This window comes from Deinococcus radiodurans R1 = ATCC 13939 = DSM 20539 (assembly GCF_000008565.1).
In the GTDB taxonomy this organism is placed as follows: Bacteria; Deinococcota; Deinococci; order Deinococcales; family Deinococcaceae; genus Deinococcus; species Deinococcus radiodurans.
Window position 1 is genome coordinate 125519 of sequence record NC_001263.1, and the last position, 25766, is coordinate 151284.

Below are 25766 nucleotides of genomic sequence, written 5' to 3' on the forward strand. Positions count from 1 at the left end.
CAACTATCAGCCCTTGCGGCTGACGACCACCCGCGCCGGACGCACCAGCCGGTCGCCCATCTTGAAGCCGAGCTGGTAGGTCTGCACAATTTTTTCGTCTTCGTCACCAGCAACGACCTGAATGGCTTCGTGCCATTGCGGGTCGAATTGTTCGCCTTCGCGCCCGGTGGCTTCCAGGCCCAGCGTGCCGAAGATGGTCAGCACCTTGTTTTGCACGGCCTGCATGCCAGGCACCAGCTTGGCGGCGTCGTCCACGCTCAGGCTCAGGGCGCGGTCGATGTCGTCGTAGACGGGCATCAGGGCTTCGGCGGCCTTGCTCACGCCCTTGTCGTGGGCTTCGGCGGACTCGATGGTGGTGCGGTTGCGGTAACCCTCGAAGTCGGAGGCGAGGCGGCCCAGCCGGTTTTTCAGGTCGGCGTTTTCCTTTTCCAGCTCGTCCACGCGCTCGAGCTTCGCCATCATTTCCTGCACCTGCCCGAACATGTTTTCGTCCATTTCGGGGAAGCCTTCGGGCATCTCGAAATCGGCGTCGGTTTCGTCGCCCGCGCGCAGCTCGGTGTCGTCGGCGGCAAACTTGATGTTCTCGGCGTTGTCGGCTTCGGTGTCCGGCTGGTTGTTCTTTTTCTGGTCGTCACTCATGTCTTTTTTCCTTCCAAACGGGTTGGTGAACATGCCCCCAGCTTAGGGGTTAAGGCAAAGGGAGAGGGGGCGCAGGTGGCCTTCCTCTCCCCAGCGGGTGCTTGAGAACTTGCTTTACTCAGCGGGCTTAAAGTCGGCGTCGATTACGTCGTCGTCGGCTTTGTTCGCCTGGGCCTGGGTGCCTTCCGGCTGGCCCTGCGTGCTCGCCTGGTTGGCGGTCATGAAGGAGCGGAGTTCTTCTTCCAGCTTCTTCTGGGCGTCAGCAATCTTGCTGTCGTCTTCGCTGCGGACGGCTTCTTCGGCTTCGTCAGCGGCAGCCTTCAGGCGATCCTTGGCGTCCTGAGCGGCGCCTTCCTGCTCTTCGAGCTGCTGCACGGCCTGCACGCGGAGGCTGTCGAGGTTGTTGCGCTTTTCGACCTTTTCCTTACGCTGCTTGTCGGCGGCGGCGTTCTGCTCGGCTTCCTGCACCATGCGTTCCACGTCGGTCTTGTCGAGGGTCGTGGTGTTTTCGATGGTGATGCTCGATTCCTTGCCGCTGGTCTTTTCCTTGGCGGTGACGTGCAGAATCCCGTTGGCGTCGATGTCGAAGGTCACTTCGATCTGCGCGCGTCCGGCGGGCATGGGCGGAATGCCTTCGAGCTTGAAGCGGCCCAGGCTCTTGTTGTCGGCAGCCATGGGGCGTTCACCTTGCAGCACGTTGATTTCCACGCCCGGCTGGTTGTTCTCGGCGGTGGTGTAGATCTCGGTCTTCTTGGCAGGCACGGTGGTGTTGCGGGTGATCATCGGGGCGATCATGCCGCCCTTGACTTCCACACCCAGCGTCAGCGGGGTCACGTCCACGAGGACGATGTCACCCAGGCTGCTGTCGCCCTGAATAATCCCAGCCTGCACGGCGGCGCCGAGGGCCACGGCTTCGTCGGGGTTGACCGACTCGTTGGGGGTCTTGCCCACCAGGTCCTGCACGATGCGCTTGACGGCGGGGATACGGGTCGAGCCACCGACCAGAATCACTTCGTTGATATCACCGGCGCTCAGCTTGGCGTCGCTCAGGGCCTGTTCGACAGGCTGGCGCACGCGGCGCAGCAGGTCGGCGGTCAGTTCCTCGAACTTGGCCCGCGAGAGCGAGCGTTCCAGGTGCATGGGGGTGCGGGTTTCGGGGTCGAAGGTGATGAAGGGCAGGGAGATGCTCGTTTCACTGGCGTTCGACAGGTCGATCTTGGCCTTTTCGGCGGCTTCGATCAGGCGTTGCAGGGCCTGCTTGTCCTTACGCAGGTCGAAGTTGTGTTCCTTCTGGAACTCGCCCGCCAGCCAGTCCACGATGCGGTAGTCGAAGTCCGCGCCGCCGAGGTGGGTGTCACCGGCGGTGGATTTCACTTCGAACACGCCGTCGCCCAGTTCGAGGATGGTTACGTCGAAGGTGCCGCCCCCCAGGTCGAAGACCAGCACAGTTTCGTTGCCCTTGCGCTCCAGGCCGTAGGCCAGCGCGGCGGCGGTGGGTTCGTTGATCACGCGCAGCACGTTCAGACCCGCGATTTCGCCCGCCTGACGGGTGGCTTCACGCTGGCTGTTGTCGAAGTAGGCCGGCACGGTGATCACGGCGTCGGTGATCTTGTTGCCCAGCTTGGCGGAGGCGTCGCTCACCAGCTTGCGCAGCACTTCGGCGCTGACCTGCTCGGGGGCGAGGTCCTTGCCGTTCACTTCGATACGGACGCTGCCGCTCGGGCCTTCCTTGACGGTAAAGGGGCTACGGGCCGCTTCTTCCTTCACTTCGTCCCAGCGGCGGCCAATGAAGCGCTTGACTTCGAACAGCGTGGCGGCGGGGTTGAGCGCAGCCTGACGGCGGGCAATCTGCCCGACCAGAATTTCGTCGCCCTTGTACGCGACGACCGAGGGGGTGGTGCGTCCGCCTTCGGCGTTGACGATCACTTCGGGGCGACCGCCTTCCATCACAGCGATCACGGAGTTGGTGGTACCCAAATCGATTCCGACAGCTTTAGCCATGTGTTGACTCCTTGGGAAAGAGGGATTTGCAGCCCCTTAGGGCAGCAGTCTTGAACTGCAAGTATCATACGACTACAATCCCCCAGAGTCAATAGACTTGAGTGTATTAGACTCAAGTTTGCTGGCAACATCAAGAAAAGCTGAAGACTGAGGGTTTAGGCCGTCTCTGCCGCATCCACTTCCATAAACTCTCTGACGATACGGTTGAGCACCCACCAGCCCTGGGCAGTCGCCCGCAGGTTCGTTCCGCTGTGTTCGAGCAGGCCCAGCCGCACCTGCCGTTCGATGACCAGGCCGTAACGCCCCGCCACGTCCACCCCGCTGCGGCGCGTGAGGTCGGCGAGGTCGAGGCCCCTGCGCAATCGCAGCCCCATGAACAGGGCGTCGGTGACGTACTCGTGCGGGTCGACGAGCAAGGTCTCGCCTTGCTGCCCGACCAGCCAGTCGTGGAGGTGCGGATTGGTGCGCCGCAGGGTGAGAGCGTCGGCTCCCGGCGTGGGCACGGGGTAGTGCCCGGCGGCCCCCGGCCCCAGCCCCAGATAGGTTTTGCCCTGCCAGTAGGAGAGGTTGTGGCGCGACTCCTGACCGGCGCGGGCGTAGTTGCTGACCTCGTAGCGGGAAAAGCCGTGCCCGGCGAGCAGTTCCTCGGTGCGTTCGAAGCCCTCGCGCTCGGCGTCCTCGTCCACCTGTACGCCCCGGCGGGCGAACTCGGTGCCGGGCTCGATGGTCAGGGTGTAGGCGCTGACGTGCCCCACGCCGAGCTCGACGAGGCCGTGAATGTCGCTGTCGAGCGGTTGCCCCGGCACCGCCGTAATCAGGTCGCCGCTCACCCGGAAGTCCTGCGCGATGAGCCGGGACACGGCGTCCCGCGCCTGCCGGGCGTCGTGGCGGCGGCCCAGAAATTTCAGCGTGGCGTCGTCGAGGCTCTGCACGCCCACCGAGGCGCGGTCGAAGCCGAGCGAACGCCAGAGGGCGGCCCGCTCTGTGCTGACGGTGCCAGGGTTGATTTCCAGCGTGTTTTCCGCCCGGCCCCAGCCGAGGTGCCGCTGCACGCTTTCCACCAGCGCCCGCAGCTCGTGGTCGCGCAGAAAACTGGGGGTGCCGCCGCCGAGGTAGACGGTGTCGAGGTCCACCGCGTAGGCCGCCGCCAGCTCCGCCGCTTCCTGCTCGAGCCGTTCTAGATAGCGCTCGACCAGCCCGGCTTGCCGCGTCAGCACATGGAAATCGCAGTAGGGGCAGATGCTGGGGCAAAACGGCACGTGTACGTACAGGTGCCGCACCACCGGGTCGAGCTGGGTCGGCGCAGGCGCAGAGAAAGTCACGGCGGGCAGTGTAGAGGCTCAGACCGACGCAGCTCTGGTCAGACGGCACAAAAAACTCCCCCGCCATTATCAGCAGGGGAGTAGAGGTCGGGACACTCAGACGAGCAGAATGACCGGCTTTTCCAGCGTCTGTGCCACGTTCGCCAGGAAGCGGGCGGCCTTTTCGGGATCCACGTCGCCTTGCAGGCTCAGGGCGGCGCGGCCATCCTGCACGCGGCCCACACTCAGGGTCAGGGTGTCGGGGTAGTGCAGGTCGTCCATGTCGAGCGCCCCGGCGTCCACCACCAGCAGGTCGGGCGTGCCGCCGAAGTCCTGGTCGGTGACCAGCAGAGCGTCGCGCAGGCTCACGCTGCTGCCGACTTCGCCGCCCATCTGCCGGGTCAGGCCCCGGTCCATGTCACGCATGGCGACGCTGCCGAGGCCCAGGCCAGCCGCGTGGCGCTGCGCGGCGCGGGCGACCAGCAGCGCGAGCGGCACTTCGCGTTCGAGCGCCTCGCTGAGTTGCTGGCGCAGGTCGTGGAGCTGGGCCACCTGAGCCTCGCGCCGCAGGTAGGTGCCGAACCACACGGCGTCGCGCGGCGTGGCGGGGGCCGCCGCGGGCGCTGTCTCGGTCTGAGGAGCGGCGATAGGTGCTGGCTGCACTTCGGGCGTCTGCTCAGTGGGAGCGGGGGCGGTGGGAGCCGTCGTCTCCTGAACCGGCGCGGGCTCGCTCGACACCGACTCACTGGAGACTGCCTTGCTGGGCACCGCGTCGGCCACGACCTCTTCCGGCTGCTCTTGGGTCGCGGGCGCGTCGAAGCGCGAAGCTTCGGGCACAGCCGGGACGCTGAACTGAGGCGCCGGGGTGGGAGCGGGCGTGGCCTGTTCGGGGGTCAGCTCGTCCACGTCCACCTGCGCGGTCATCAGCGCCGTGGGGGCGGGGAGCACCGGTTCGCGGCTGCTGGCGAGCGGTGCCTGCGGCGCTTCGTCGCGCAGTTCCACCGGGGGCACGTTGAAAGGCGAGGTGGGCGCCGGGGGCGTCACTGGCTCGCTGTTGAAGCCGCCCAGGCCAGCGCTGCTCGGCTGGCTGCCGAAGCTGCTGGGGGTGGGGCTGCTGGGCTGGGGTTCGGGCGTCGCCGGGGTCGCGGGCCGGTCGCTGTCTTTCTGGTACAGGCGCGAAAGCAGGCTGCCAAGCCCGCCGGAAGCCGGGGCAGCGGGGGCCGCAGCGGCAGGGGTCGGGACCGCCGGGATTTCCGGGAGGTGAGGCTCCGGCAGGTGGGTTTCCTGAATGCGGTTCACCGGGCCGGGGCTCACGGGCACGGGGTCGGTCGGGACGGGGCCGGAAGCGAAGGTCGGCGCGGCGGGCGTCACCGGCGGAATGTCGAAGGGCGAGGAGGACGCCGGCGCGGCGGGGGGCGCGAGGAGCTGGTCGTCCTGGTCGTCGTCGAGTTCGAAGTCGTCCTGGCTCAAGGTGGGGGCGGCGGGGCGCGACTGCTGCACGAAGTCGGCAATATCGCTCTCGACCCCGGCCTGGCTGAGCATCTGGGCGTCGAACATGCCGCCGCCGGGCAGGTCTTCGCCGGTCCAGTCGGGCGGCGGCGCGTCGACCGGCGTCGAAGGTGGCTCGGCCTCGCCACTCATGACCCGCGACAGGTAGTCGAGGATGTCTTGCTCGACAATCATGCCTCCGGCACCCGTGCCGTTGAGCTGCTGCCATTCGATACCGTTCGCTTCAGCCAGAATCTTGGCCAGCGGCGCAATCCGTTCCATTATGTTCCCCCTTTGGAGCCATTGTAGAGATGAAGGCTGTTTTCCGGCTGCGGCACACCGGACACGGAACGCGGCAGCAGGAAGTCATCGTCTCACAGCGTGACGGGACGGCTCTGACAGCGTTCTTTCAGGTGCCCATCTCCTGACGGTTTTGCGCCCCGCTCAGTGAATGACGACCTTGCTCGGGTCGTAGTCGATGGCCGGAAACTGCGGATTCATGTCCTTGAGCGCGCCGAGCAGAATGTGGCTGAGCACCAGGTCGCGGTACCACTTGCGGTCGGCGGGCACGACGTACCACGGCGCGTCGTCGGTGCTGGTCGTCAGGGCGTCCTCGTAGACATCGTTGAATTTGTCCCAGTTGCTCCGGTCTTTGAGGTCGCCGGGGTTGAATTTCCAGTGCTTGCCGGGGTTGTCGAGCCGCGCCTGCAACCGCTCCTTTTGCTCCTCCGGGCTGATGTGGAGGTAGACCTTGACGATGCGGGTGGCGTTGTCGGTGAGCAGTTCCTCGAAGTGGCGGATGTGCTCCAGCCGCCGCTTGGCCGTCTTGTCGTCGATCATGTCGTAGACGCGGGTGACGAGCACGTCCTCGTACTGGCTGCGGTTGAAGACGCCGACATAGCCCTTGGCGGGCGCTTTCTGGTGGATGCGCCACAGGAAATCGTGGCTGAGTTCCTCGGCGCTGGGCTGCTTGAAGCTGGTGATCTGCACGCCCGCTGGGTTGAAGGCGCCGATGACCTTTTTGACGGCCCCGTCCTTGCCCGCCGCGTCGCGCGCTTGCAAGATGAGCAGCAGCGACTGCTTGCCCTCGGCGTAGAGCCGCTCCTGCCACTCGGCAAGCTCGCCGGCAAGTTTGGCGGTCTGCGCCTGCCCTTCTTCCTTGGACAGACCGGCGTCGTCGTTCGTCGCCCAGTCGCTGAGTTTGACCCGTTTGCCGGGCTTGACGCGGTAGTTGTCAATGTCCATGTGGGCGAGTGTAGTGGGCGAGGGCCGCCGCGCGCCTAAAAGGAGCCTTGAGCGTGCCCGTTCGTGTGCCCTGCTGAGCCGGTTCCCTGGGCTGTTTGGCCGATGCGCCGCAGTGGAAAGGCGGCTACGCTCGTCGGGTGCTGCCCGCCGCCTCTGAACACTCACACTGGCCTCCCCCTGACCTCGAACTGCTCACCGACGTGCCGTTCAGCACACATGGCCTCGCGCTGGACGTGCTGCGGCCCCGTGCGCGGGCGACGGAGCCGGTGCCCGCCATCCTTCACTTTCATGGCGGGGGCTGGGTCAAGTTCGGCAAATGGCCGGTCGCCAACACGTTTCTCGCCCGCGCCGGCTTCGTGACGGTCAGCGCCGATTATCGCCTCGCGCCGGGGGCGACCTTTCCCGCACAGCTTCACGACGTGAAAACGGCGGTGCGCTTTGTACGGGCACATGCGGCAGAGTTGGGGATAGATCCGCAGCGTATCGGCGCCTGGGGCGTGAGCGCGGGCGCGCATCTGGCGGCGCTGCTCGGCACGGTGAGCGGCGAGGAAGGCCCAGATGGCGGCTGGTCTAGCGGTGGCTGGCCCGGCGAGTCCTCGGCGGTGCAGGCGGTGGGAAGCGTGTGTGGGCCGCTGGATTTCTTCGACCCGGCCTGGAATTTTGGTCCGGAGCCGTTCGAGTTGCTCGGCGGGCCGTTTCACGAGCGGTTGGCGCTGGCCCGCGCCGCGAGTCCGCTGGAACACGTCACGCCGGACGCGCCGCCCTTTTGCCTGCTGCACGGCATTGCCGACGACGAGGTGCCCGTCTCGCAGTCGCGGCGAATGCACGCGGCGCTGCAACTGATGGAGGGGCGGGCGGCGGGCGTGCTGAGCGAATTGACCGAGCTGGACGGCGGCCACTACATCAATGACACCCATCAGGCAGAAGTCGAAGCGCGGCTGCTTGCCTTTTTTCAGCGGACGCTGAGCTTTTCTCCCTGCTGCTGATAGCTTGGGAACATGCCTGTGGTCGTATCGGTCAGCCGGGACCGTGAACATCGGTTCAGCAAGGCGAGGGCCGACCGCCTCAAGCTGCTCGCGGGCCTGGGGGTCGAGGGGGACGCGCACGCGGGCGTCACGGTTCAGCACCGGTCGCGGGTCAGGCAGGACCCGACCCAGCCCAATCTGCGGCAGGTTCACCTCATTCATGCCGAGTTGCTCGACGAATGCCGCGCCGAGGGCTTCGAGGTGCAGCCGGGCGACCTGGGTGAAAATGTCCTGACGCGGGGGGTGGACCTGCTGGCGCTGCCGCGCGGCACGCGCCTGCACCTGGGGCCGCAGGCCGTGGTCGAGGTAACCGGGCTCCGCAACCCCTGCGCGCAGATTGACGCCTTCATGCCGGGGCTGCTGCGCGTCATGGTTCAGCCGCGCCCCGGCGGCCCACCGGCTCTGCGCTGCGGCGTGATGGGCATTGTCCTGGCGGGCGGTGAGGTTCGCGTGGGTGACGACATCAGGGCGGAGTGGCCCGCAGCGCCTTATCACCATCTAGAAAGGGTTTGAGCGGCGGCCCTTCCGACTGACCTACACTCGCCCGCATGTCCGCCTCTGCGCCTGCCTCGCCGCTGAATGCCCGCAGCCTGGGGCTGGCGCTGCTGATTACCCTGATCTGGGGCGTGAATTTCGTGGTCATCAAGTGGTCGGTGGCGGGGGCGTCGCCGCTGCTGGTCGCCGCGCTGCGCTTCCTGCTGGCCGCGTTTCCGGCGGTGCTTTTCGTGCCGCGCCCCACCATCGCGCCCCGGCTGCTGTGGGGGTACGGCCTCGCGGTGGGCGTGATGCAGTTCGGGCTGCTCTACCTCGCCATTCAGCTCGGCATGAGCGCGGGCATGGGCAGCCTGCTGATGCAGACGCAGGCGTTTTTCACGGCGCTGCTCGCTGCCCGTTTTTTCGGGGAAAAAGTGATGCCCTGGCAGGCCGCCGGTATCACGCTGGCCTTCGGCGGCATGGCACTGATCGGACTGACGGCGGGCCACGACGTGCCGTTTTTTCCGCTGCTGCTGACCCTCACGGCGGCGCTCGGTTGGGCCATCAGCAACCTCGTCGTGAAGGCCTCGCCGCAGGCCAACGGCTTCGGGCTGGTGGTGTGGAGTGCGCTGATTCCGCCTATTCCGCTGGCGTTGCTCGCCGGGCTGACCGCCGGGTGGGGGCCGGTCATGCAGACCCTCACCCACAGCGACTGGAAGTTCTGGGCCGCCGTGCTGTTCATGGGCCTGGGCAACACGGTGCTGGGGTTCGGCATCTGGTCGGGCCTGATTCAGCGGCATGGGGCGTCCCGCGTCGCGCCGCTCTCGCTGCTGGTCCCCGTATTCGGCACGCTGGCGAGCGCGCTGGCCTTCCACGAAGGCTTTCCGCCCGGCAAGGTGCTCGGCGCAGCGCTGATTGCCGCGGGGCTGGTGCTGCATGTATTCGGGGGACGGTGGTGGCGGGGAGCGGCCTCCCAGGGCTTGGGCAGGGCGCAGGCGGAGGGCCGCGAAACCTATCCGCCTGACAATGCCGATGGCTTGGAAGACCGCTGAGCCTCACTCCAGCATCTTCCCCCACGCCTCCTGGTCCTCGCCCACGCTCAGCACCTTGCCGCCGCGCACCAGCGGCAGCCGCAGCAGAGCGGGGTCGTCGAGCATCTTGGCGACGACACTGTCCTCCGTCGTCCTGAGGTAAGCGAGGTTGGCGCGTTCATACGCCTTGCCCTCCGTGTCGAGCAGCGCGTTGACGCCGAACTTCTGCACGAAGCGGGTCAGCTCGCCCTTGCTCATCGGCTTGGCGGACACGTCCACGAAATGCACCTTGACGCCGCGTTCCTTGAAAAACCGCTCGGCGGCGCGGGTGGCGGTCGATTTCTTGGTGCCGAAGATCTGAATCTGGGGGCCGGTCATGCCCGCATGTTGACAAAAAAACCGCCCCACGGTGGGGCAAAGATCGGATGCCCCAGAGACTGAGCCTCACTCCGCTGAGGTTTCTCTTGGCGGCCTATAAAACTGTGCCGAGCGCCCCTGGGCGTCTTTCCAGACATCCCAGCCGGGTTCCGAGCCACCAGAGATGTCACTGGCGGCAGAACTCGGTGCTTTGTGGCTGACATCCTTCTCGAAGGTCAGGATTGTTCCATCGTCTTTTAAAGTCCCATCCAGCAAATACTGTTCTCGCCTCTTGGCTGTCGCCTTGGCATAGGGAGCTATCTCTCGCCGGGCTGTACTGCCTGCTTTCAGTATCCAGAGTCCGGTGATGCGGTGATAAGTGGCTGTCGCCTGAGCTGGCCCGCTGTTGAAATAGAAAACGATTTCGTCCGAATCGGCGCGAGGCACTGGAAGACTCTCCGTTGGCGCCAGCAATACGTCCCGCTCCGCTTCCGTGATAAGGCCCACTCTGCTGGCAATGTCGGCGGCCTCCTCAAAGGAGATTTTGTGCTTGTATCTCGCCTGCTCCGCTTCGACAAGGGGGCGCTTTTCGCGGCGAATGCGTTCCTCGTCCCGCCGCCTTTCCTGACGCTGAGCGACTGTCTTGAGGGCCGCTTCGAACCTGTCCTTTTCCCAGATTTGGGGGTCGAGCAGCGTCGCCAAGTCCTCGCCAAAAGTGTGGCCCTCTTGCCCCATTTCGGTTTTGAGGGCCACTCTCGCTTCCCAGTCGCCCCCGCGCCGCTCGTCCAGCACCACCCAGACCCGCCCATTGGTCACGATGGCCCAGCGCGTGCCGACGCTGACGGCATAGTTGAGCGCCTGCTGATAGTCGCGGGCTTGTAGGGTCGCGCCCATGCCCTTGAGTTCGAGAGCGAACACGCCCGCCCCTCGCCGCACCAGAAAGTCGGCCCGGCTGCCCGTGACATTGGTTTCCTCCGGATGAACCTCGTCAGGATTCCAGATGTCAAAACCGGCTGCCAGCAAGAGGCGCAGGACGATGCACTGCCGAACGACAGCTTCGCCCGGTGGGTCATCCAGCCACCCCTGGATGGCTTGCACAGCACTTTGTACAGATTCTGTGGGCATTGACCAGAAGTATATGTTTGTGGAACCCGCCCCCCTCTCACCGCGTATTCCCTGGTGATGAACGGACAGACCCCCACCCAGCTGCGGCCCCTGGCCTCCGGCCTGTCGCCGGACGAGCGTTCGGGCGCTTATCTGCTGCACCTCTCGCCGCTGCTGGGGCTGCTGCTGCCGAGCATCGGGCACCTGTTGGGGCCGGTGGCGGCGTGGTGGATGCTGAAATCTTCGCCCGCCCTCGACGCCCAGGGCAAAGAAGTCGTCAACTTTCAACTGACGGCGACCGTGATTTCCCTGCTGCTGAGTGTGCTGGCCTTCGTCCTGATCGGGGCCGGAATGCTGGGCGGGCTGGCGGGCATCGTCGCGCCGCTGGCAGGGATGCTGTCCATGTTCGGCGCGGTGGGGGCCTTATTCGCCATTCTGCTGCCGCTGTCGCTGCTGCTCTCGGTCTATCCCCTGGTGTGCATGGTGCTGGGCCTGATGCGGGCCAGCGAGGGTCAGCTCTACCGCTACCCGCTGACGATCCGGTTTCTGAGTTGAGAGAGGAGGGACAAAGGGTCGTAGGGTCGAGGAGTCGAGACCGGTTTCCCTCGACTCCTCGACCAACTGGACCCCTAAGCCACTTGGCCGATGCCACCCGCCCCACTGCCGCACTAGCCTGCCCCCACGATGAAGATTTTTATCTGAATGCACACGTTCTGTCCGGGGCGAAACGCTACGCTGAGCGCAATGCCTGAACGTGTCTTTTTACCGCCCGCACGATGTCGCCGGGCTGTAGCTGCCGCTCCTGTGTCCATGCTCGTGGACCGGGAGACCCGCAGGCAACACCGTCACCCACAGAACTGACTGGCCCCCCGCGTGAGTCGAGCCGACGCTCCTCCGCTTTGCCCCCTCCTCTCACGGCCCACCTCGTGGCCCCAGAAAAGGAAGTGACCCAACATAGATAAAGTTCACGGTAACCTCTCCGGCCTGCGCCCGGCCCAGAAAAAAGCCCTGGAAAACTTATATCGCCGCCGCATCGAGCCGGGGCGCATCGGTTCGCCCGAACTGGCCCGTAACCTGGCCGAACTGTCGCATGACGTGCGGCGCGAGGTCGGCGTGCTGATCGACCGCCGGGGCCGCGTGATTTCGGTCAGCGTGGCCGACGCCCGGGGCACCGAGTTTCCCGACCTGCGTCTGGGCGAGAACCGTCTGGCGGGGTTTCACCTGCTGCACGCCCATCCCCGTGGCGGGGCGCTCAGCAAGGGCGACCTCTCCACGCTGTTCCTCAAGCGCCTGGACGCGGTTTCGGCCATCGAGGTCGGCAACGACGGGCGCCCCGGCCTGGTCCACACCGCCCACCTGACCCCTCCCGGCACGGTGGGCGAGGAAGAAGACTGGCGCATCTTGCCGCCCGCGCAGCCTTTCGAGATCGACGAGTTCGACCTCGGCGCGCAGGTCTCGGCGCTGGAGGAAGAAATTGCCCGCGCGGCCCGCACCCGCGAGGCGAAAAAGGACCACGAACGGGCACTGCTGGTCCAGATTGACGGGGGCGAATTCGACGCCGAGGAGCGGCTGGAAGAACTCGGTGAGCTGGCGCGCACCGCCGGGGCCGAAGTCGTCTACAAGGAACTGATCTACCGTCGCAACCTCAAACCCGGCACGCTGGTGGGGGCGGGCAAACTGGAAGAACTGACGAGCAAGGCCTACCACCTCGACGCCGACCTGCTCATCTTCGGCCAGGAGCTCGGCCCCGCCCAGGCGCGTGAAATCGAGGCGGCGACCGGGCTCAAGGTGGTGGACCGCACCCAGCTGATTCTCGACATCTTCGCTCTGCACGCGCAGGGGGTCGAGTCGCGGCTGCAGGTCGAACTCGCGCAGCTGCGCTACATGAAGCCGCGGCTGCTGGGGGCGGGGGCGCAGCTCTCGCGCATCGGGGGCGGCGGGGGCAGCGCCGGGGGCGGGGCGATCGGCACACGCGGGCCGGGGGAAACGAAGCTGGAGCTTGACCGCCGCCGCATCAACGACCGCCTGAGCTTTCTGGAAAAGCAACTTGAAGGCGTGTCGCAGCGCCGCGAGGAACGCCGCAAGAGCCGCGAGCGCAACGACGTGCCTGTGGTCAGTATCGTGGGTTACACGAACGCTGGCAAGTCCACCCTGCTCAACTCGTTCACCCACGCCGCCGAAGAGCCCCGGCGCGTGTTGGCCGAGAACAAACTGTTCGCCACCCTGCGCCCGACCAGCCGTCAGGGTTACATTGAGGGCATCGGTCAGGTCATTTTTACCGACACGGTGGGCTTTATCCGCGACCTGCCCAAAGACCTTTCGCGGGCCTTCCGCTCCACGCTGGAGGAAATCGGCGACGCCGACGTGCTGCTGCATGTGGTGGACGCCGCTTCACCGGGCGCCGAGCAGCGCCTGGACGCGGTGAACCGCATTCTGGACGACCTCGGTTTCCGTGACATGCCCACCGTGGTGGCGCTGAACAAGGCCGACCGCGCTGAGCCGGAAGTGCTGGCGCGTGAACAGGAGCGCACAGGCGGCATCCCCGTCAGCGCCCTGAAAAACATCGGCCTGACTGAACTGAAAGAAGCCCTGGGCGACGCGGTGGCGAGCGTGCAGCGCGCCGAACTTGCCCGGCAGGAAGAAGCGCGGGCCGCGCGGGTGGAGTGGCGCTGAAAGTCTGAACATCTCTGCTGAGAGCAGGGCGGGTGGCTTCGGCCCTCGCCCTGTTTTGCCGCCAGCCTGAGCGACATCGTTCCTTCACTAAGAGAGGGAGTGGGCGTTCTCCAGACCTGCCGGCCATTGCTGAGAAAAGCGGCGTCGTCAGCGGGCAAAAGCCTCCCTCTGCCAGTGGACATGTAAGGGTCTTGAGAGCCCCCAGACGCCAAAATCTTGCGGATGATGTGCGCCGTGTCGCACCCGGCGACAGGAACAACCTGGTTTGCCGAGGGAAAGCACCGGACAGATAGGCAACAAGTCGGCTGAGCGGAAGGAGTCGCAGTGATATGAAAACCCAACACCGAACCAGAAGCATCAACAGCCTTTGGAATGACGTCACCACGCGGAAAATAGTTGCCTCACGGATGTATCAGGCCCATACGGCACTTGCGGGAGGCGCAAAATGAGGCCGCCGCGATGGCGGGCTGCGGCCAGCGGACTGACTCTGGCTTTGTTGGGGTTCAGCAGTGCCCAGGCGCAGACGGGGAGCGCCAGCTACTGCACTGGCACCTTCGCGACCATCAGCGGGGGAACTGCAACCGGGTCTGGCCGCGTGGTCTGGCACAACCCTTTTACTGGCTACAGTAAGACTCTAACAAATGGAGACACTTCTGATTTCTCTAGTTACGGTTTTAATGGTTCTGCACTGAATAATGCTGCCGTTGACCCAGATACTGGTAACATCTATTGGATTGACCGTGGCAATGATAATGCTAGTACCAGCACCCGCCAAAATCGCTACGGTATTGTGTGGCGCTATAATCCTTTCACAGGATCAAAAACCAATCTAGGTTACTTGAACGCTGGCTCAGTAGGTGACAACTTCAGTTCGATGCTGTCCCAGACGGCAAAAACAAACAGTTGCCCCCACCAAGCTTGATGGGGGTAACTGTTTGCGGTCTCCTGGGAGTGTGAAATCAACAGAATCCGCTGCCCAGCAGGCTACCGCACTCACCCGGCACTTCAAAACGCACGCCAGTCACCTCCGCATCGACACGCTCCAGCGGCTCATCGATGTCCTCCTGGCGATGATTGCCGCGAGGAGCGTCAATCATCACGACTTGAGTGCCCACATGCCCGGTATCAGTACCCCACAGGCTAAAAAAAGGCGGGCAGACCGCACTTTCCGGGATGAGCAGCTGGACATGGGCTTTTTCATCGCTCTGCTTGTCGTCCATCTTCCACCAGGGAAAGTCTTGCTGAGCCTGGACCGCACCAACTGGGAGCATGGCGAGACCCCCGTCAACTTTCTGGTGCTTGGAGCCGTGGTTCACGGCTTCACCCTGCCGCTCATCTGGGTGCCTCTCGACCAGTCTGGGAACAGTCACACCTACGCTCGAATGTGGCTGGTGTTGAAGCTCCTTCGGGCCTGGCCAGCGAAACGCTGCTGGGTCTGGTGGCCGATCGGGAGTTCATCGGCGCGGAATGGTTCCGCTTTCTTCGTCGTCAGGGCATCAAGAGGGCAATTCGTATCCGACAGACCGACATGCTAGACGACATGAAGGGGAAAGAGTGGTTTGAGCACGTCCAGCACGGTCATTTTCACGAGATTGGCGAAAAGGTGTTCGTGTTCGGGGAGTTGATGCGGGTGGTCGCAACGAGGTCACCCACAGGTGACCTCGCTCATCATCGCCACAGATTTCAGTGCTCGGAAGACCTGGAGGCTCTACAAACAGCGCTGGTCGATAGAGTGCACCTTCAGCAGTTTCAAAAAGCGAGGCTTTGACTTAGAGCGAACCGGAATGACGGAAAGGAGCCGTCTACAGCGACTCTTCGGACTGGTGACATTGGCTTGGATGTTCTGTTTGCGCCTGGGGGTCTGGCTGAGCCAGACCTGGCCCATCCCCGTTCTGAAGCATGGTCGGAGAGCGGTCAGTCTGGTGCGGCACGGTGCTCAGCATCTCGTGGATGCCCTCCGGTGGAAACCCCAACAGTTCATGGCGGTCCTAGAGGTGTTCATCCAGGCTTTTTGCCCGCCAGGAGCGGCTGAAAGTGAAGTTGTTACCTACTGAGCCTGTGGGGTTGCCACCCTGGTCCCGCAGGTCGACAAATCGTTCGATCAAAGCACAGTTCAAATTGATCCTGCCACCGGAAGCGCCAAAGCGCGGCTGACCATTACCGTCAGCAACCCCAACAAGGCGCCGGTCATGATCTACCGGGATATTGTCGACAGTCTGCCTGCTGCTCCTGGCGGCGGGCAGATGGTCGTCAGCACCAGCCCTAACTATCAGGCCGTTTGTGTCAACAGCAGTGGCGGAATCATCAGCAACAACTCGGGCTACAACAGCCTGAGTTATGAGAGCAGTGACGGCAGCGGTGCGACGGTGCCCCCAGCGCCCACGGCGGGCGCGACGCAGTGGTCGGTTCCAGGCAACACGATTATTCCGGCAGGTACTTGCCGCTTCAGCTTCGACGTGACGTTGCCGCGAGCCGGTACTTACAAGAACGTCATTCCGGCCAATATCCGGACCAGTGGCGGTAACGACGCAGACGGTGCCCAGGCATCTATCACCGCCTTTGCTGGGCCGACTGTCACCAAGGCTTACAGCCCCAAGTCCATTCTGGGGGACGGCAAAGCCACCAGTACCCTCACCATCACCTTGAACAACTCCAGCCCTGCTGCCGTCTCCTTGACGGCCCCGCTCACCGATAACATTGGCAACGGCCTGGAAATTACCGGGGTGACTACAAGTTGCCCTGGAACCGCTACCTTTAGCGGCACGACCATCACCTATCCCAGCGGCGCGACCCTGAACCCCGGCACTTGCACGATTACGGCCACGGTGCGCTCGGCGACGGCGGGCAGTTATCCCAACACCATCTCTGCCGGAGCGCTGCAAACCACTGTCGGCAACAATGCCGCGGCGGCCAGCGACACCTTGACCGTCACGAGTTTCACCCGCCTGACCATCACCAAGACCCATGCCAGTCAGAACTTTACTGCTGGGCAGACTGGCACTTACACCGTCACCGTGAGCAATGCCAGCGGTGCGGCGGCCACCAGCGGAGCCCTGAGCCTCAGCGACCTGCTGCCCAGTGGCATGAGCTTTAACTCTGTCACCACGACTGCGGGCGGAAGCTTCGGCACTCGTCCGGCGTCGGGTGCCACGGGCCGGGTGGACTGGACCTTCACACCCAGTACGCCGCTCGCAGCGGGGCAGAGCCTTACGTTTACCGTCACCGTGAATGTGGCCAATACAGTCGCCAACGGCGCCACGCTGACCAATTACGCCTCGGTCGGTGGGGGCGGCGACCCCGACGTCCTGCCCACGCCCGGCGCCACCTGCACCGGCGAGCAGTGTGCCAGCGACCCCACCACGGTGAACAGGATCACCCAGTTGACGCTCCGTAAGGAATTTCCTCAGGGGGCAGCCGGACCGAAAGGTTTTGGTAATTATGATTACGCAACCATTACTATCTCACAGGGGAGTTCAACACTAACTACAGCCACGACAAGCAGTATTGCTAATCCTGGACCAGTAGCCACTGATACTATAAATATTACACCTGGCGCGAATTATACTTTGAGAGAAGTTCTTAAGAACGATGCTGTCTTCTCTGGCCCGGATTCCTACGATTCCCGCTACACCTGCACCAATGCCACGACGGGCTCCACTACTGTAATGCCGACGAACTCTAGTGGTATGTCTTTCACCTTAACACCGCAGGCCGGCGACATCATCACCTGCTCAGTAGGTGACAACTTCACTTTCAGCCGCTCCTGGCGGGCAAAAAGCCTGGATGAACACCTCCAGGATCGCCATGAACTGTTGGGGTTTCCACCGGAGGGCATCCACGAGATGCTGAGCACCGTGCCGCACCAGACTGACCGCTCTCCGACCATGCTTCAGAACGGGGATGGGCCAGGTCTGGCTCAGCCAGACCCCCAGGCGCAAACAGAACATCCAAGCCAATGTCACCAGTCCGAAGAGTCGCTGTAGACGGCTCCTTTCCGTCATTCCGGTTCGCTCTAAGTCAAAGCCTCGCTTTTTGAAACTGCTGAAGGTGCACTCAATCGACCAGCGCTGTTTGTAGAGCCTCCAGGTCTTCCGAGCACTGAAATCTGTGGCGATGATGACGAGGTCACCTGTGGGTGACCTCGTTGCGACCACCCGCATCAACTCCCCGAACACGAACACCTTTTCGCCAATCTCGTGAAAATGACCGTGCTGGACGTGCTCAAACCACTCTTTCCCCTTCATGTCGTCTAGCATGTCGGTCTGTCGGATACGAATTGCCCTCTTGATGCCCTGACGACGAAGAAAGCGGAACCATTCCGCGCCGATGAACTCCCGATCGGCCACCAGACCCAGCCAGCGTTTCGCTGGCCAGGCCCGAAGGAGCTTCAACACCAGCCACATTCGAGCGTAGGTGTGACTGTTCCCAGACTGGTCGAGAGGCACCCAGATGAGCGGCAGGGTGAAGCCGTGAACCACGGCTCCAAGCACCAGAAAGTTGATGGGCGTTTCCCCGTGCTCCCAATTGGTGCGGTCCAGACTTAGCAAAACCTTCCCCGGTGGAAGATGGACGACAAGCAGAGCGATGAAAAAGCCCCTGTCCAGCTGCTCATCCCGGAAGGTGCGGTCTGCTCGTCTCTTCTTGCCCTGCGGGGTACTCATCCCCGGCATATGGGCACTCAGGTCGTGATGATTGACGCTCCTCGCGGCAATCATCGCCAGGAGGACGTCAATGAGGCGCTGGAGTGTATCGATGCGGAGGTGACTGGCATGCGTTTTGAAGTGCCCGGTGAGTGCGGTAGCCTGCTGGGCAGCTCCCCTCTGTTGATTTCACACTCTCAGGAAACCGCGAACAGTCGGCCCCATCAAGCTTGATGGGGCCGACTGTTGGTTTTTGCCGTCTGGGACAACGTCGAACCGAAGTTGTCACCTACTGAGCTCTTCGACCAGTGGGCGCTTGGCAAACGTCAACCTGGCGACTTACAGCGCCTCCACGGTGACCAGCAGTGCGGCGAATACATCTGACTTGGCCAGCTGCTACTACCCTAACCTCGCGCCCAATATCACGGCGACCAAAAGCGTTCGCAAAGTGTCGGGCAGCGCGGGAAGTGCAATCTTGCCGGGCGATACCCTCGAATACACCATCGTGACCCGCAACTCGGGCACCCTGAGTTCTTCGACGACCACGCTGCAAGACACCGTTCCGGCAGGAACGACTTATGTGGTGGGCTCCACTCAGTTGAACTTTAGTTCCGTGACTGACCGCACGGGGGTCACGAGCAACGACCAGATGCCTTACAGCGTGGCGACGCCCATCTCCAGTCCGACGGCGGCTAGCGGCATCGTGCGGGTGGACAACACGCCCAACACCATTACCAGCAGCGCCACCGACCCCGATAACCGGGAAGCGGTGGTGACCTTCCGCGTGACGGTGAACAGTGGCGTGACTGAAATTCGCAACCGGGCGACCGCGGTTCACGTGGATGGCAGTGTTTCCACCAACGAAACGGCGACGAGCGCGGGCGCACCAGCCCTGAGCGTTGTCAAAAGCGTGGACAGCTCTTACGTGAAGGTCACGTTGCCCGATCCGGCCAACAGCACCGCTCTGGCCTTGACGCCTCAGCAGGTGGTCTACACCATCACCGTGACCAACACCGGCACGGCGACGGCCAACAATGTGAAAGTCACGGACACGCTTCCTACCGGTATGAATCTCGTGTCCGCAACTCTGGCGCGTTCGACCAGTACCGACGCGAAGGGGGTCACGACCTATGGCACGGCCAGTGCTCTGAGCAGCTCGACTGCTGCGCCCAACCTGACCTTCGATGTGGGTTCCTTGTCCGCCACCGAGCCGGGGCACTCGGCACAGCTTCGGGTAACGGTCACGCCGAGTGTCACGCCCAACAGCAACCAGGCGGCTTATCTGAACACGGCCCGGTCAAGCGCGACCTCGGTGGCGGAGGTGACGTCGGCACAGGTCAGGACGGACGTGATCTACACCCGTCTGTTCAAGCAGGTGCACAACGTGGGCAGCAACCCGCCGGCGGAGGTTCCGCAGCAATCCCCCGCCTGGAGCGACAAGAGCCAGGGCCTGCCCGGTGAAGCGCTGGAATACTGCATTGACTTCTATAACTACGGCAGTGTGGCCCTGAACAACTACGTCGTCAAAGACGTGGTGCCGGCCAACACCACCTATGTGGTGGGAAGCGCCACCGTGAAGACGGGAACGATGGGCACGACCCCACTGCAAACCTTTGCCGGTGCTTCTGTGGGCGAAGCGAAACGGAGTGGTGACGGCGACCATCGGCGCTCTCGCTCCCCAGGCCCGGGGCAGCTTGTGCTTCCGCGCCCGGATTCGGTAGTTGCCTGACCCACCACTCACTTTGCCCCCACTGTGACTGGTGGGGGCTTTTCTCCGTCGTACCCTGTCCCCCATGTTCGACTCGCACACCCACCTCGATTATCTCGACGACCCCGCCTCGGCGCGGGGTGAACTGGGCCTGACCGGCATGGTCTGCATCGGCGCCAGCGCGGAACATGCCCGCAACGCGGTGGCCCTGGCCGAGCAGTTCGGTGACGTGTGGGCCACCGTCGGCCTGCATCCTGGCGACGTGGAAGAGGACTCGCCGGACACCCGCGCCGCCATTGAGGCCCTGCTGGACCATCCCCGCGTGGTCGGCATCGGCGAGAGCGGCCTGGACGACTACTGGAACGACACACAGCGCCCCGCACAGCTCGCCGCCTTCGAGTGGCAGTTGGAGCTCGCGCGGCGCAGTGGCAAACCCCTGGTTATTCATACCCGCGACAAGCCGGGGCAGGACTCGGCGCACCGGGGCGTCATCGAAACACTGAGGGACTGGCCCGATGTGCAGGTCATCCTCCACTGCTTCACCGGGCACGCGGGGCTGCTGGCGTGTGGCCTGGAACGCGGCGCTTACTTCGGTTTCGCGGGCAACGTGACCTACAAAAATGCCGTAGAGATTCAGGCGGCGGCCCAGCAGGTGCCGCTGGACCGGCTGCTGGTCGAGACCGACGCCCCCTTCCTGGCGCCGGTGCCCAAGCGGGGCAAACCCAACCGGCCCGGCTACGTGCGCTATACGTTGGATTTCGTGGCGGGGCTGCGCGGTCTGAACCCGGCAGAGCTGGAGCGCGTCACCGACGAAAACGCCCGGCGGGTGTACGGCATCTGAAAGGCATTTGCGCGGAGTTGCTATACTGCTCCGCGCGAGCGCACTCGTAGCTCAGTTGGATAGAGCGGCCCCCTCCTAAGGGGCAGGCCACTGGTTCGACTCCAGTCGAGTGCACCATAAAAAGCCCCGCCTAGCGCGGGGTTCTTCTTTTGCTTTGAACACTGCAAGAGCGTCAATTTTCAAACAAGAATTTAATCCTTTGCTTTGTCTCAATAGTCCGTGCAGTTTTGGAATTCAGCTAACCAAGCTGCGATAAACACGGCGTTTTTTGTCCCTCCCTCCTTGCGGGGGAGGTTGGGATGGGGGAGCGCAAATGGCGTCCTAGACAGCAAGATCTTGATCGCCCTCTGTAACGACCACAAAACTGCACGAACCATTGTTGTCTGTAGGAAGGATAAAATCTTCCCAGGCATAACGTTGACCATGATCTTCGAAATTATCTGTGACATATCTATGTAGAATTTCAACCAGCAAGGTAGAAAATGAGACGAAACCTACTGGGGTTAGGCGCATGTAGCGAATCTTTTGAAAATTACCCACCGATGTTTCCAAAATCTCATCAATAGAAAACGTCGTATGGTTATGTTTTGCAATCTCAGTCTGCGCACTATCTGGCAAGCGAGAAAAGAGGTCTTTTGGGTTGTGGGTGTGCTTGGGTTGAATCCCATGCATCAACAAAATGCCCTTTAAATAAAGTTCGGATGAAAAAGAAGCGAGCACCATAGAGGTGTATGGAAGTTCCCTCACCCAGGGCCGTGAATATAAAAATAGAGGGATGGGAGCCACTGCCCTTACGTTATTTCTGTCGAAAAGGACATGCTCTCGGTGTCGCATAACCTCGGCAGCGTATTGATAGGCCACTGCTTGATCAAATACTTGCAGTGCCTTTTCTTGATCAGACGGTTCTGCTTGATTAATATTTCATCACTCCTCTCTGAGCACAGACATTTGGGTGGAATTCAGGCGTTATATCTGAGTAAGGGCATCTAAAATACAACGTAGCTCTGGAAATTATGAAAAACCCGCCACCCTCGCAGGCAGCGGGCCTCCCTCAACATCTCACCCCAACTGAGCCAACACTCCTTCCAACCGCTCCTTCTGCGCCCCGAAGTCGGCCACCCGGCGCTTCTCCTCCTCGATCACCTCGGCGGGGGCGCGGGCCACGAAGCCCTCGTTGTTCAGCTTGCCCTGCGCCTGCTTGATCTGCTTGTCGAGTTCGGCGAGGCGTTTTTGCTGCTTTTTCACCCAGTCGGCGATGTCCACCGTGCCTTCCAGCGGCGCGAGGATGGTCACGCCGGGGGCCACCTGCGAGAGCGTGCGGCCTTCCAGAGCGGGCACGAGGTTCACCCTGGCGATGCCCTCCACCACGCGGGCGTTCTGTCGCACCACGTCAGCGAGGTCGCCGTCCACCGCCACGTTCAGGCGGTCCTGCGGCGAGAGGCCCAGTTCGCTCTTGAGGCTGCGAGCACTGTCCACCGCCGAGCGCAGCGCGTCGAAAGCTTTGGTGGCTTCCGCGTCGTGCAGAGCGGCGTCGGGCTGCGGCCAGCTGTGCACGGCAATCTGGCGGCGGTGCCCCAGCGCGGCGTACAGCTCGGAGGTGATGAACGGCATGAAGGGGTGCAGCAGCTTGAGCACGTGCTCCAGCACCACCTTCAGCGTCGCCATGGTGCCGAGGTTGCCGCTGGCGAGTTCGGGCTTGGCGGCCTCGATGTACCAGTCGCAGAACTCGTCCCAGGTGAACGAGTACAGCGTGCGGATGGCGGCGCCGATGTCGAAGGCATCGAGCTGCGCGGAGGCTTCGGCGGTCACGTCATTCAGGCGGCTGATAATCCAGCGGTCCGCGAGGGTGAGGTCGTCGCGCTCCTTGAGCTGTGCCAACACGTCCTTGCTCCGCAGCAGCACGCCATCGGGCAGCGTCACGGCGGCGCGGACGTAGGCGGAGAGGTCGTCGCTCCCCTCGATTCGGGCTTCGCCCAGACGCATCAGCGCAAAGCGGGTGGCGTTCCAGAGCTTGTTGGCGAAGTTGCGGCCCTGCTCGAAGCGCCGGGCGTCGTGCTTGATGTCCTGCCCGCCGGTCGAGAGGAACGTGAAGGCGAAGCGGCAGGCGTCCACCCCGTACTGCCCAAACAGTTCCAGCGGGTCGATGCCGTTGCCCTTGCTCTTGGACATCTTCTGGCCCTTGGCGTCCAGATACAGGCCGTGCAGCATCACGGTGGAAAAGGGTGCTTGTCCGGTCAGGCCGTAGCCCGCCATCTGCATGCGCGCCACCCAGAAAAAGAGGATGTCGTAGCCGGTCACCAGCACCTGCGTCGGGTAGAACTTGCGGAAGTCCTCACTGTCGGTGTCAGGCCAGCCGAGGGTGGAAAAGGGCCACAGGTTGCTCGAAAACCAGGTGTCGAACACGTCGGGATCGCGGCGCAGATTGAGGTGCGCGTAGCGGGGGTCCTGGTCGCAGTCGAGTTCGGGGTTTTCCGGGTCGGGCACGTAGATGTTGCCCTCTTTGTCGTACCACGCCGGAATCTGGTGGCCCCACCACAACTGCCGGGAAATGTTCCAATCGCGGATGTTTTCCAGCCAGTCACGGTTGACCTTCGTGTAGCGCTCGGGCACCAGCTTGATCTCGCCCTTATCCAGTCCTTCCAAGACCTGGTCGGCAAAGGGTTTCATCTTCACGAACCACTGCTCGGAAATGATGGGCTCCACCGGCACTTTGGTGCGCTCGGAGAGGCCGATGGCGGTGTCGTGGTCCTTTTGCTCCAGCAGATCGCCGGATTCTTCCAGCGCCTTCACCACCGCTTTGCGCGCGGCGAAGCGTTCCAGACCCTGAAACTCGGCGGGCACCAGCTCGTCACGGGTGAGGTTGCCGTCGAGATCAATCACGCTGGGGCGCTCCAGGCCGTGCCGCTCGCCCACTTCAAAGTCGGTGGGGTCGTGCGCGGGCGTGATTTTCAGTGCCCCGACGCCGAATTCCATCTCCACCGCTTCGTCGGCGATGATGGGCACCCAGCGGTCGGTCAGCGGAATGCGCGCCTTCTGGCCCACCAGATGCCGGAAGCGTTCGTCCTCGGGATGCACAGCAATCGCCTGGTCGGCGAAGATGGTTTCGGGGCGCACGGTGGCGATGCGGATTTCGCCAGTTTCGCCGTTGCTCCCGCGCTCGGCGGAGTTTTCCAGCTTGTACGACAGGGTGTACATCTTGCCCTTGCGCACTTCGCGGTCAATTTCCAGTTCGGAGAGCGTGGTCTGTGAGGCCGGGTCCCAGTTCACGATGCGCTCGCCCCGGTAGGCGAGGCCGTCGTGGTAGAGCTTCACGAACTGGGTGCGGACGGCGCGCGAGAGGCCCTCGTCCATCGTGAAGCGCTCGCGGGTCCAGTCGGCGCTCACGCCCAGGCGGGTGAGCTGATCGAGAATCATGCCGCCGGATTTGCCCTTCCACTCCCAGACTTTTTCAAGGAACGCCTCGCGCCCGAGGTCGTGGCGGCTGGTCCCGGCGTCCTTGAGCTGCCGCTCCACCACCACCTGCGTGGAGATGCCCGCGTGGTCCATGCCCGGCAGGTACAGCGCCTCGAAGCCCGCCATGCGCTTGTAGCGAATCAGGGTGTCGATGAGCGTGTTGTCGAGCGCGTGTCCGAGGTGCAGGTTGCCGGTCACGTTGGGCGGCGGAATCACGATGGTAAAGGGGTCTTTGCCGCTGGTGGCGTCAGCGCGGAACGGTTCACTGCGCCAGCGGGCGGCCCATTTCGGCTCGATGCCGGTGGGGTCGAACTGCGTGGGGAGGGTGGTGGTGTGGGGGTCGGTCATTGCGTGGCTCCTTCGTCGCCGTCTCAGGGTCTAAAAGTCAAAGGGTCTAAGGTAAGTGGAAAGTTGAGTTGGTCTGGACGCCCCCTCACCCCAGCTCGGGCAAAAACGCGTCCATCTCCCAGTCCACCCGTGCCGAATGCAGCGGCTCCCAGCGGAAGGAAAACAGATGCCCGTCGGCGCAGTGCTGCCAGGTGTCGGGCAGGTCGTCGGGGGCGGTGAGGTGAACGAAATGACGCAACTCGCGTTTGGCGTGCTCGGTGTTGAGCCAGACGGCACTGCCGAGGAAGCCGACGACTTGAAAGCCGTCCTGCCCGGTTTCCTCGCCTGCTTCGCGCAAGGCCGCCTGTTCGGGCGTTTCGCCGGCTTCCAGCCCACCCGCGACGACCTGCACCCCAGCGCCGCCGTCCGGCACATGGTCAAAGACGAGCAATTCAGTGCCGCGCCGCACGATGTGGCAGACAGCTTTTTGGCGCAGACCGTGGGCCTGAGCGTAGGCCCGCGCCCTTGCCAGTTCAGTGAACCTGAGGTTGTGTTGCGCCCGTTCCATCACCCAGCCTCCCAGAACCATCAACGAAAAACGCCTCGCCCGCCGGCTTTTGCCGTTTGCGGACGAGACGCGAACCCATTTAGTCCCGTGGTACCACCGCGCTTCCCAAGCATTAAGCCCGGGCACTCGCTTGCGCTGTATCGGGCGCACCCGGACGGGTCTACTGGGCCACTGGCGCAGCCTTTCTTCCGTTCCTGCTCGCGGGCGACTTTCTCCGGGGCGCGTCTATTCAGGCTTTCAGCCGGGGCCTGAACTCTCTCTGAGACCGCTTCGCCGGGTACTCCTCCCGGTCACTGCTGCCCTCAGTGTAGGTCGCCGGCTGACCGCTTTTCAATCCTGCGTTTTTTGCCTCAGCCCCTTAGCCGAAGTCGAGCAGGCCGCCGCTCACAAAGGGCGCGTACAGCCCGGCGGCGGTGCGGGGCAGCAGGCCACTTTGCTCCACCAGCGTCCGCAGCGAAGTGCCCGGACTCACGCGGCTGAGCAGCCGGTACTGGTCGCGAGTCACCGGCTGCTGGTCGGTCCAGCGGGCCGTGAAGTGCAGGGGACGGTCCCAGTCGGGGAGCACCTGAAGCAGCGGGGCCCAGGCGTCGGTTTCGCCCAGCAGCCAGTGCAGCGCGGCGTCCTGCTTGAGGCTCAGGGTGCGCTCGGGCGGGGTGGCCCCCGGCTCGAAGGTAAAGGTGCCGCCGTTAACGCTGGCGAGCAATTGCAGCGCCGCTTCGCCGCTCAGGCCGCCGCTGCGGGCGTGCAGCACTTCGCCGTGCTCGAACCACAGCTCGCCGCCCCGGGGGTGATCCACGGTGAACACCCCGCCCCGGCCACTGACCAGCAACATTTGCAGCACCGGCAGCAGAGGAAAGACGCTCAGGTCACCGCTAATCATCGCCCGCCAGT

The 25766-nt window shown here is 63.6% G+C and carries 21 protein-coding genes, 1 tRNA gene and 2 pseudogenes; 11 read left to right on the forward strand and 13 right to left on the reverse strand.

The window, feature by feature from the left end; all coding sequences use genetic code 11:
- Nucleotides 1-6: 6 nt before the first annotated feature.
- From DR_RS00670 to DR_RS00690, 5 genes are all read right to left on the reverse strand, one after another.
- Nucleotides 7-639 (reverse strand): nucleotide exchange factor GrpE, encoded by a 633-nt coding sequence (locus DR_RS00670; RefSeq protein WP_227085974.1) that lies wholly within the window; start codon nucleotides 637-639, stop codon nucleotides 7-9.
- Nucleotides 640-753: 114 nt separating this feature from the next.
- Nucleotides 754-2640, reverse strand: coding sequence for a molecular chaperone DnaK (dnaK, locus tag DR_RS00675; RefSeq protein WP_010886777.1), 1887 nt, complete (start codon nucleotides 2638-2640; stop codon nucleotides 754-756).
- Nucleotides 2641-2795: 155 nt separating this feature from the next.
- Complete coding sequence (gene hemW, locus DR_RS00680) at nucleotides 2796-3962, reverse strand: radical SAM family heme chaperone HemW (RefSeq protein ID WP_010886778.1); 1167 nt, start codon at nucleotides 3960-3962, stop codon at nucleotides 2796-2798.
- Between the two features lie 96 nt (nucleotides 3963-4058).
- Nucleotides 4059-5711 (reverse strand): E3 binding domain-containing protein, encoded by a 1653-nt coding sequence (locus DR_RS00685; protein ID WP_010886779.1) that lies wholly within the window; start codon nucleotides 5709-5711, stop codon nucleotides 4059-4061.
- Nucleotides 5712-5873: 162 nt separating this feature from the next.
- A complete protein-coding gene (locus tag DR_RS00690) occupies nucleotides 5874-6674 on the reverse strand; it encodes a polyphosphate kinase 2 family protein (protein WP_010886780.1) in 801 nt (266 codons plus the stop codon).
- Between the two features lie 95 nt (nucleotides 6675-6769).
- On the opposite strand from DR_RS00690, the gene DR_RS00695 reads away from it, so the two are divergent.
- The 3 genes from DR_RS00695 to DR_RS00705 all read left to right on the forward strand — a co-directional run bounded on the left by DR_RS00695 (nucleotide 6770) and on the right by DR_RS00705 (nucleotide 9225).
- The gene (locus DR_RS00695; RefSeq protein ID WP_010886781.1) at nucleotides 6770-7660 is read left to right on the forward strand and encodes an alpha/beta hydrolase; all 891 of its coding nucleotides are present in this window, start codon (nucleotides 6770-6772) and stop codon (nucleotides 7658-7660) included.
- Between the two features lie 12 nt (nucleotides 7661-7672).
- Entirely contained in the window at nucleotides 7673-8212 is a 540-nt protein-coding gene (locus DR_RS00700) for an MOSC domain-containing protein (protein ID WP_027480299.1), read from the forward strand.
- Nucleotides 8213-8274: 62 nt separating this feature from the next.
- A complete protein-coding gene (locus tag DR_RS00705; RefSeq protein ID WP_415577435.1) occupies nucleotides 8275-9225 on the forward strand; it encodes an EamA family transporter in 951 nt (316 codons plus the stop codon).
- A gap of 3 nt (nucleotides 9226-9228) precedes the next feature.
- Here DR_RS00705 and DR_RS00710 read toward each other — a convergent pair whose 3' ends face one another.
- Complete coding sequence (locus DR_RS00710) at nucleotides 9229-9582, reverse strand: ArsC/Spx/MgsR family protein (RefSeq protein WP_027480298.1); 354 nt, start codon at nucleotides 9580-9582, stop codon at nucleotides 9229-9231.
- Between the two features lie 66 nt (nucleotides 9583-9648).
- Nucleotides 9649-10686 carry a DUF4357 domain-containing protein gene (locus DR_RS00715; protein ID WP_010886785.1) on the reverse strand — a complete coding sequence of 346 codons (1038 nt, stop codon included), beginning with the start codon at nucleotides 10684-10686 and terminating at the stop codon, nucleotides 9649-9651.
- A gap of 57 nt (nucleotides 10687-10743) precedes the next feature.
- On the opposite strand from DR_RS00715, the gene DR_RS00720 reads away from it, so the two are divergent.
- Both DR_RS00720 and hflX read left to right on the forward strand, forming a co-directional pair.
- Nucleotides 10744-11220 carry a DUF4870 domain-containing protein gene (locus DR_RS00720; RefSeq protein ID WP_051618913.1) on the forward strand — a complete coding sequence of 159 codons (477 nt, stop codon included), beginning with the start codon at nucleotides 10744-10746 and terminating at the stop codon, nucleotides 11218-11220.
- Nucleotides 11221-11619: 399 nt separating this feature from the next.
- Nucleotides 11620-13338: a GTPase HflX gene (gene hflX / locus DR_RS00725; protein WP_027480296.1), complete on the forward strand. Its 1719-nt coding sequence runs from the start codon at nucleotides 11620-11622 to the stop codon at nucleotides 13336-13338.
- Nucleotides 13339-14297: 959 nt separating this feature from the next.
- Here the strand turns inward: hflX and DR_RS16570 are convergent.
- The gene (locus DR_RS16570; RefSeq protein WP_227086036.1) at nucleotides 14298-14558 is read right to left on the reverse strand and encodes a hypothetical protein; all 261 of its coding nucleotides are present in this window, start codon (nucleotides 14556-14558) and stop codon (nucleotides 14298-14300) included.
- Here DR_RS16570 and DR_RS00730 point away from each other — a divergent pair.
- Together DR_RS00730 and DR_RS16575 are read left to right on the forward strand one after the other, a co-directional pair.
- Nucleotides 14454-15392, forward strand: a pseudogene (locus DR_RS00730) (transposase). The gene DR_RS16570 and the pseudogene DR_RS00730 sit on opposite strands and share 105 nt — an antisense overlap.
- A gap of 189 nt (nucleotides 15393-15581) precedes the next feature.
- A pseudogene (locus DR_RS16575) lies at nucleotides 15582-17015 on the forward strand (isopeptide-forming domain-containing fimbrial protein); the annotation flags it as partial.
- Nucleotides 17016-17069: 54 nt separating this feature from the next.
- Here the strand turns inward: DR_RS16575 and DR_RS00740 are convergent.
- Complete coding sequence (locus DR_RS00740; protein ID WP_233454353.1) at nucleotides 17070-18008, reverse strand: IS4-like element ISDra1 family transposase; 939 nt, start codon at nucleotides 18006-18008, stop codon at nucleotides 17070-17072.
- Between DR_RS00740 and DR_RS16580 the strand changes: the two genes are divergently transcribed.
- From DR_RS16580 to DR_RS00755, 4 genes are all read left to right on the forward strand, one after another.
- Nucleotides 17904-18212, forward strand: coding sequence for a hypothetical protein (locus DR_RS16580; protein WP_227086037.1), 309 nt, complete (start codon nucleotides 17904-17906; stop codon nucleotides 18210-18212). The genes DR_RS00740 and DR_RS16580 overlap by 105 nt on opposite strands.
- Nucleotides 18213-18294: 82 nt before the next feature.
- On the forward strand, nucleotides 18295-19707 hold the full coding sequence (locus tag DR_RS00745) for a DUF11 domain-containing protein (protein ID WP_164927944.1): 1413 nt from the start codon (nucleotides 18295-18297) through the stop codon (nucleotides 19705-19707).
- A 64-nt stretch (nucleotides 19708-19771) separates the two neighbouring features.
- Nucleotides 19772-20527: a TatD family hydrolase gene (locus tag DR_RS00750; protein WP_027480190.1), complete on the forward strand. Its 756-nt coding sequence runs from the start codon at nucleotides 19772-19774 to the stop codon at nucleotides 20525-20527.
- Nucleotides 20528-20567: 40 nt separating this feature from the next.
- A tRNA-Arg gene (locus DR_RS00755) sits at nucleotides 20568-20644 on the forward strand.
- A gap of 204 nt (nucleotides 20645-20848) precedes the next feature.
- Here the strand turns inward: DR_RS00755 and DR_RS00760 are convergent.
- From DR_RS00760 to DR_RS00775, 4 genes are all read right to left on the reverse strand, one after another.
- A complete protein-coding gene (locus DR_RS00760; protein ID WP_166466095.1) occupies nucleotides 20849-21250 on the reverse strand; it encodes a HEPN domain-containing protein in 402 nt (133 codons plus the stop codon).
- Nucleotides 21251-21586: 336 nt separating this feature from the next.
- The gene (locus DR_RS00765; RefSeq protein ID WP_010886794.1) at nucleotides 21587-24328 is read right to left on the reverse strand and encodes a valine--tRNA ligase; all 2742 of its coding nucleotides are present in this window, start codon (nucleotides 24326-24328) and stop codon (nucleotides 21587-21589) included.
- A gap of 85 nt (nucleotides 24329-24413) precedes the next feature.
- Complete coding sequence (locus DR_RS00770) at nucleotides 24414-24875, reverse strand: NUDIX hydrolase (RefSeq protein ID WP_051618872.1); 462 nt, start codon at nucleotides 24873-24875, stop codon at nucleotides 24414-24416.
- Between the two features lie 358 nt (nucleotides 24876-25233).
- Nucleotides 25234-25755, reverse strand: coding sequence for a DUF4388 domain-containing protein (locus DR_RS00775; protein ID WP_010886796.1), 522 nt, complete (start codon nucleotides 25753-25755; stop codon nucleotides 25234-25236).
- Between the last annotated feature and the right edge of the window lie 11 nt (nucleotides 25756-25766).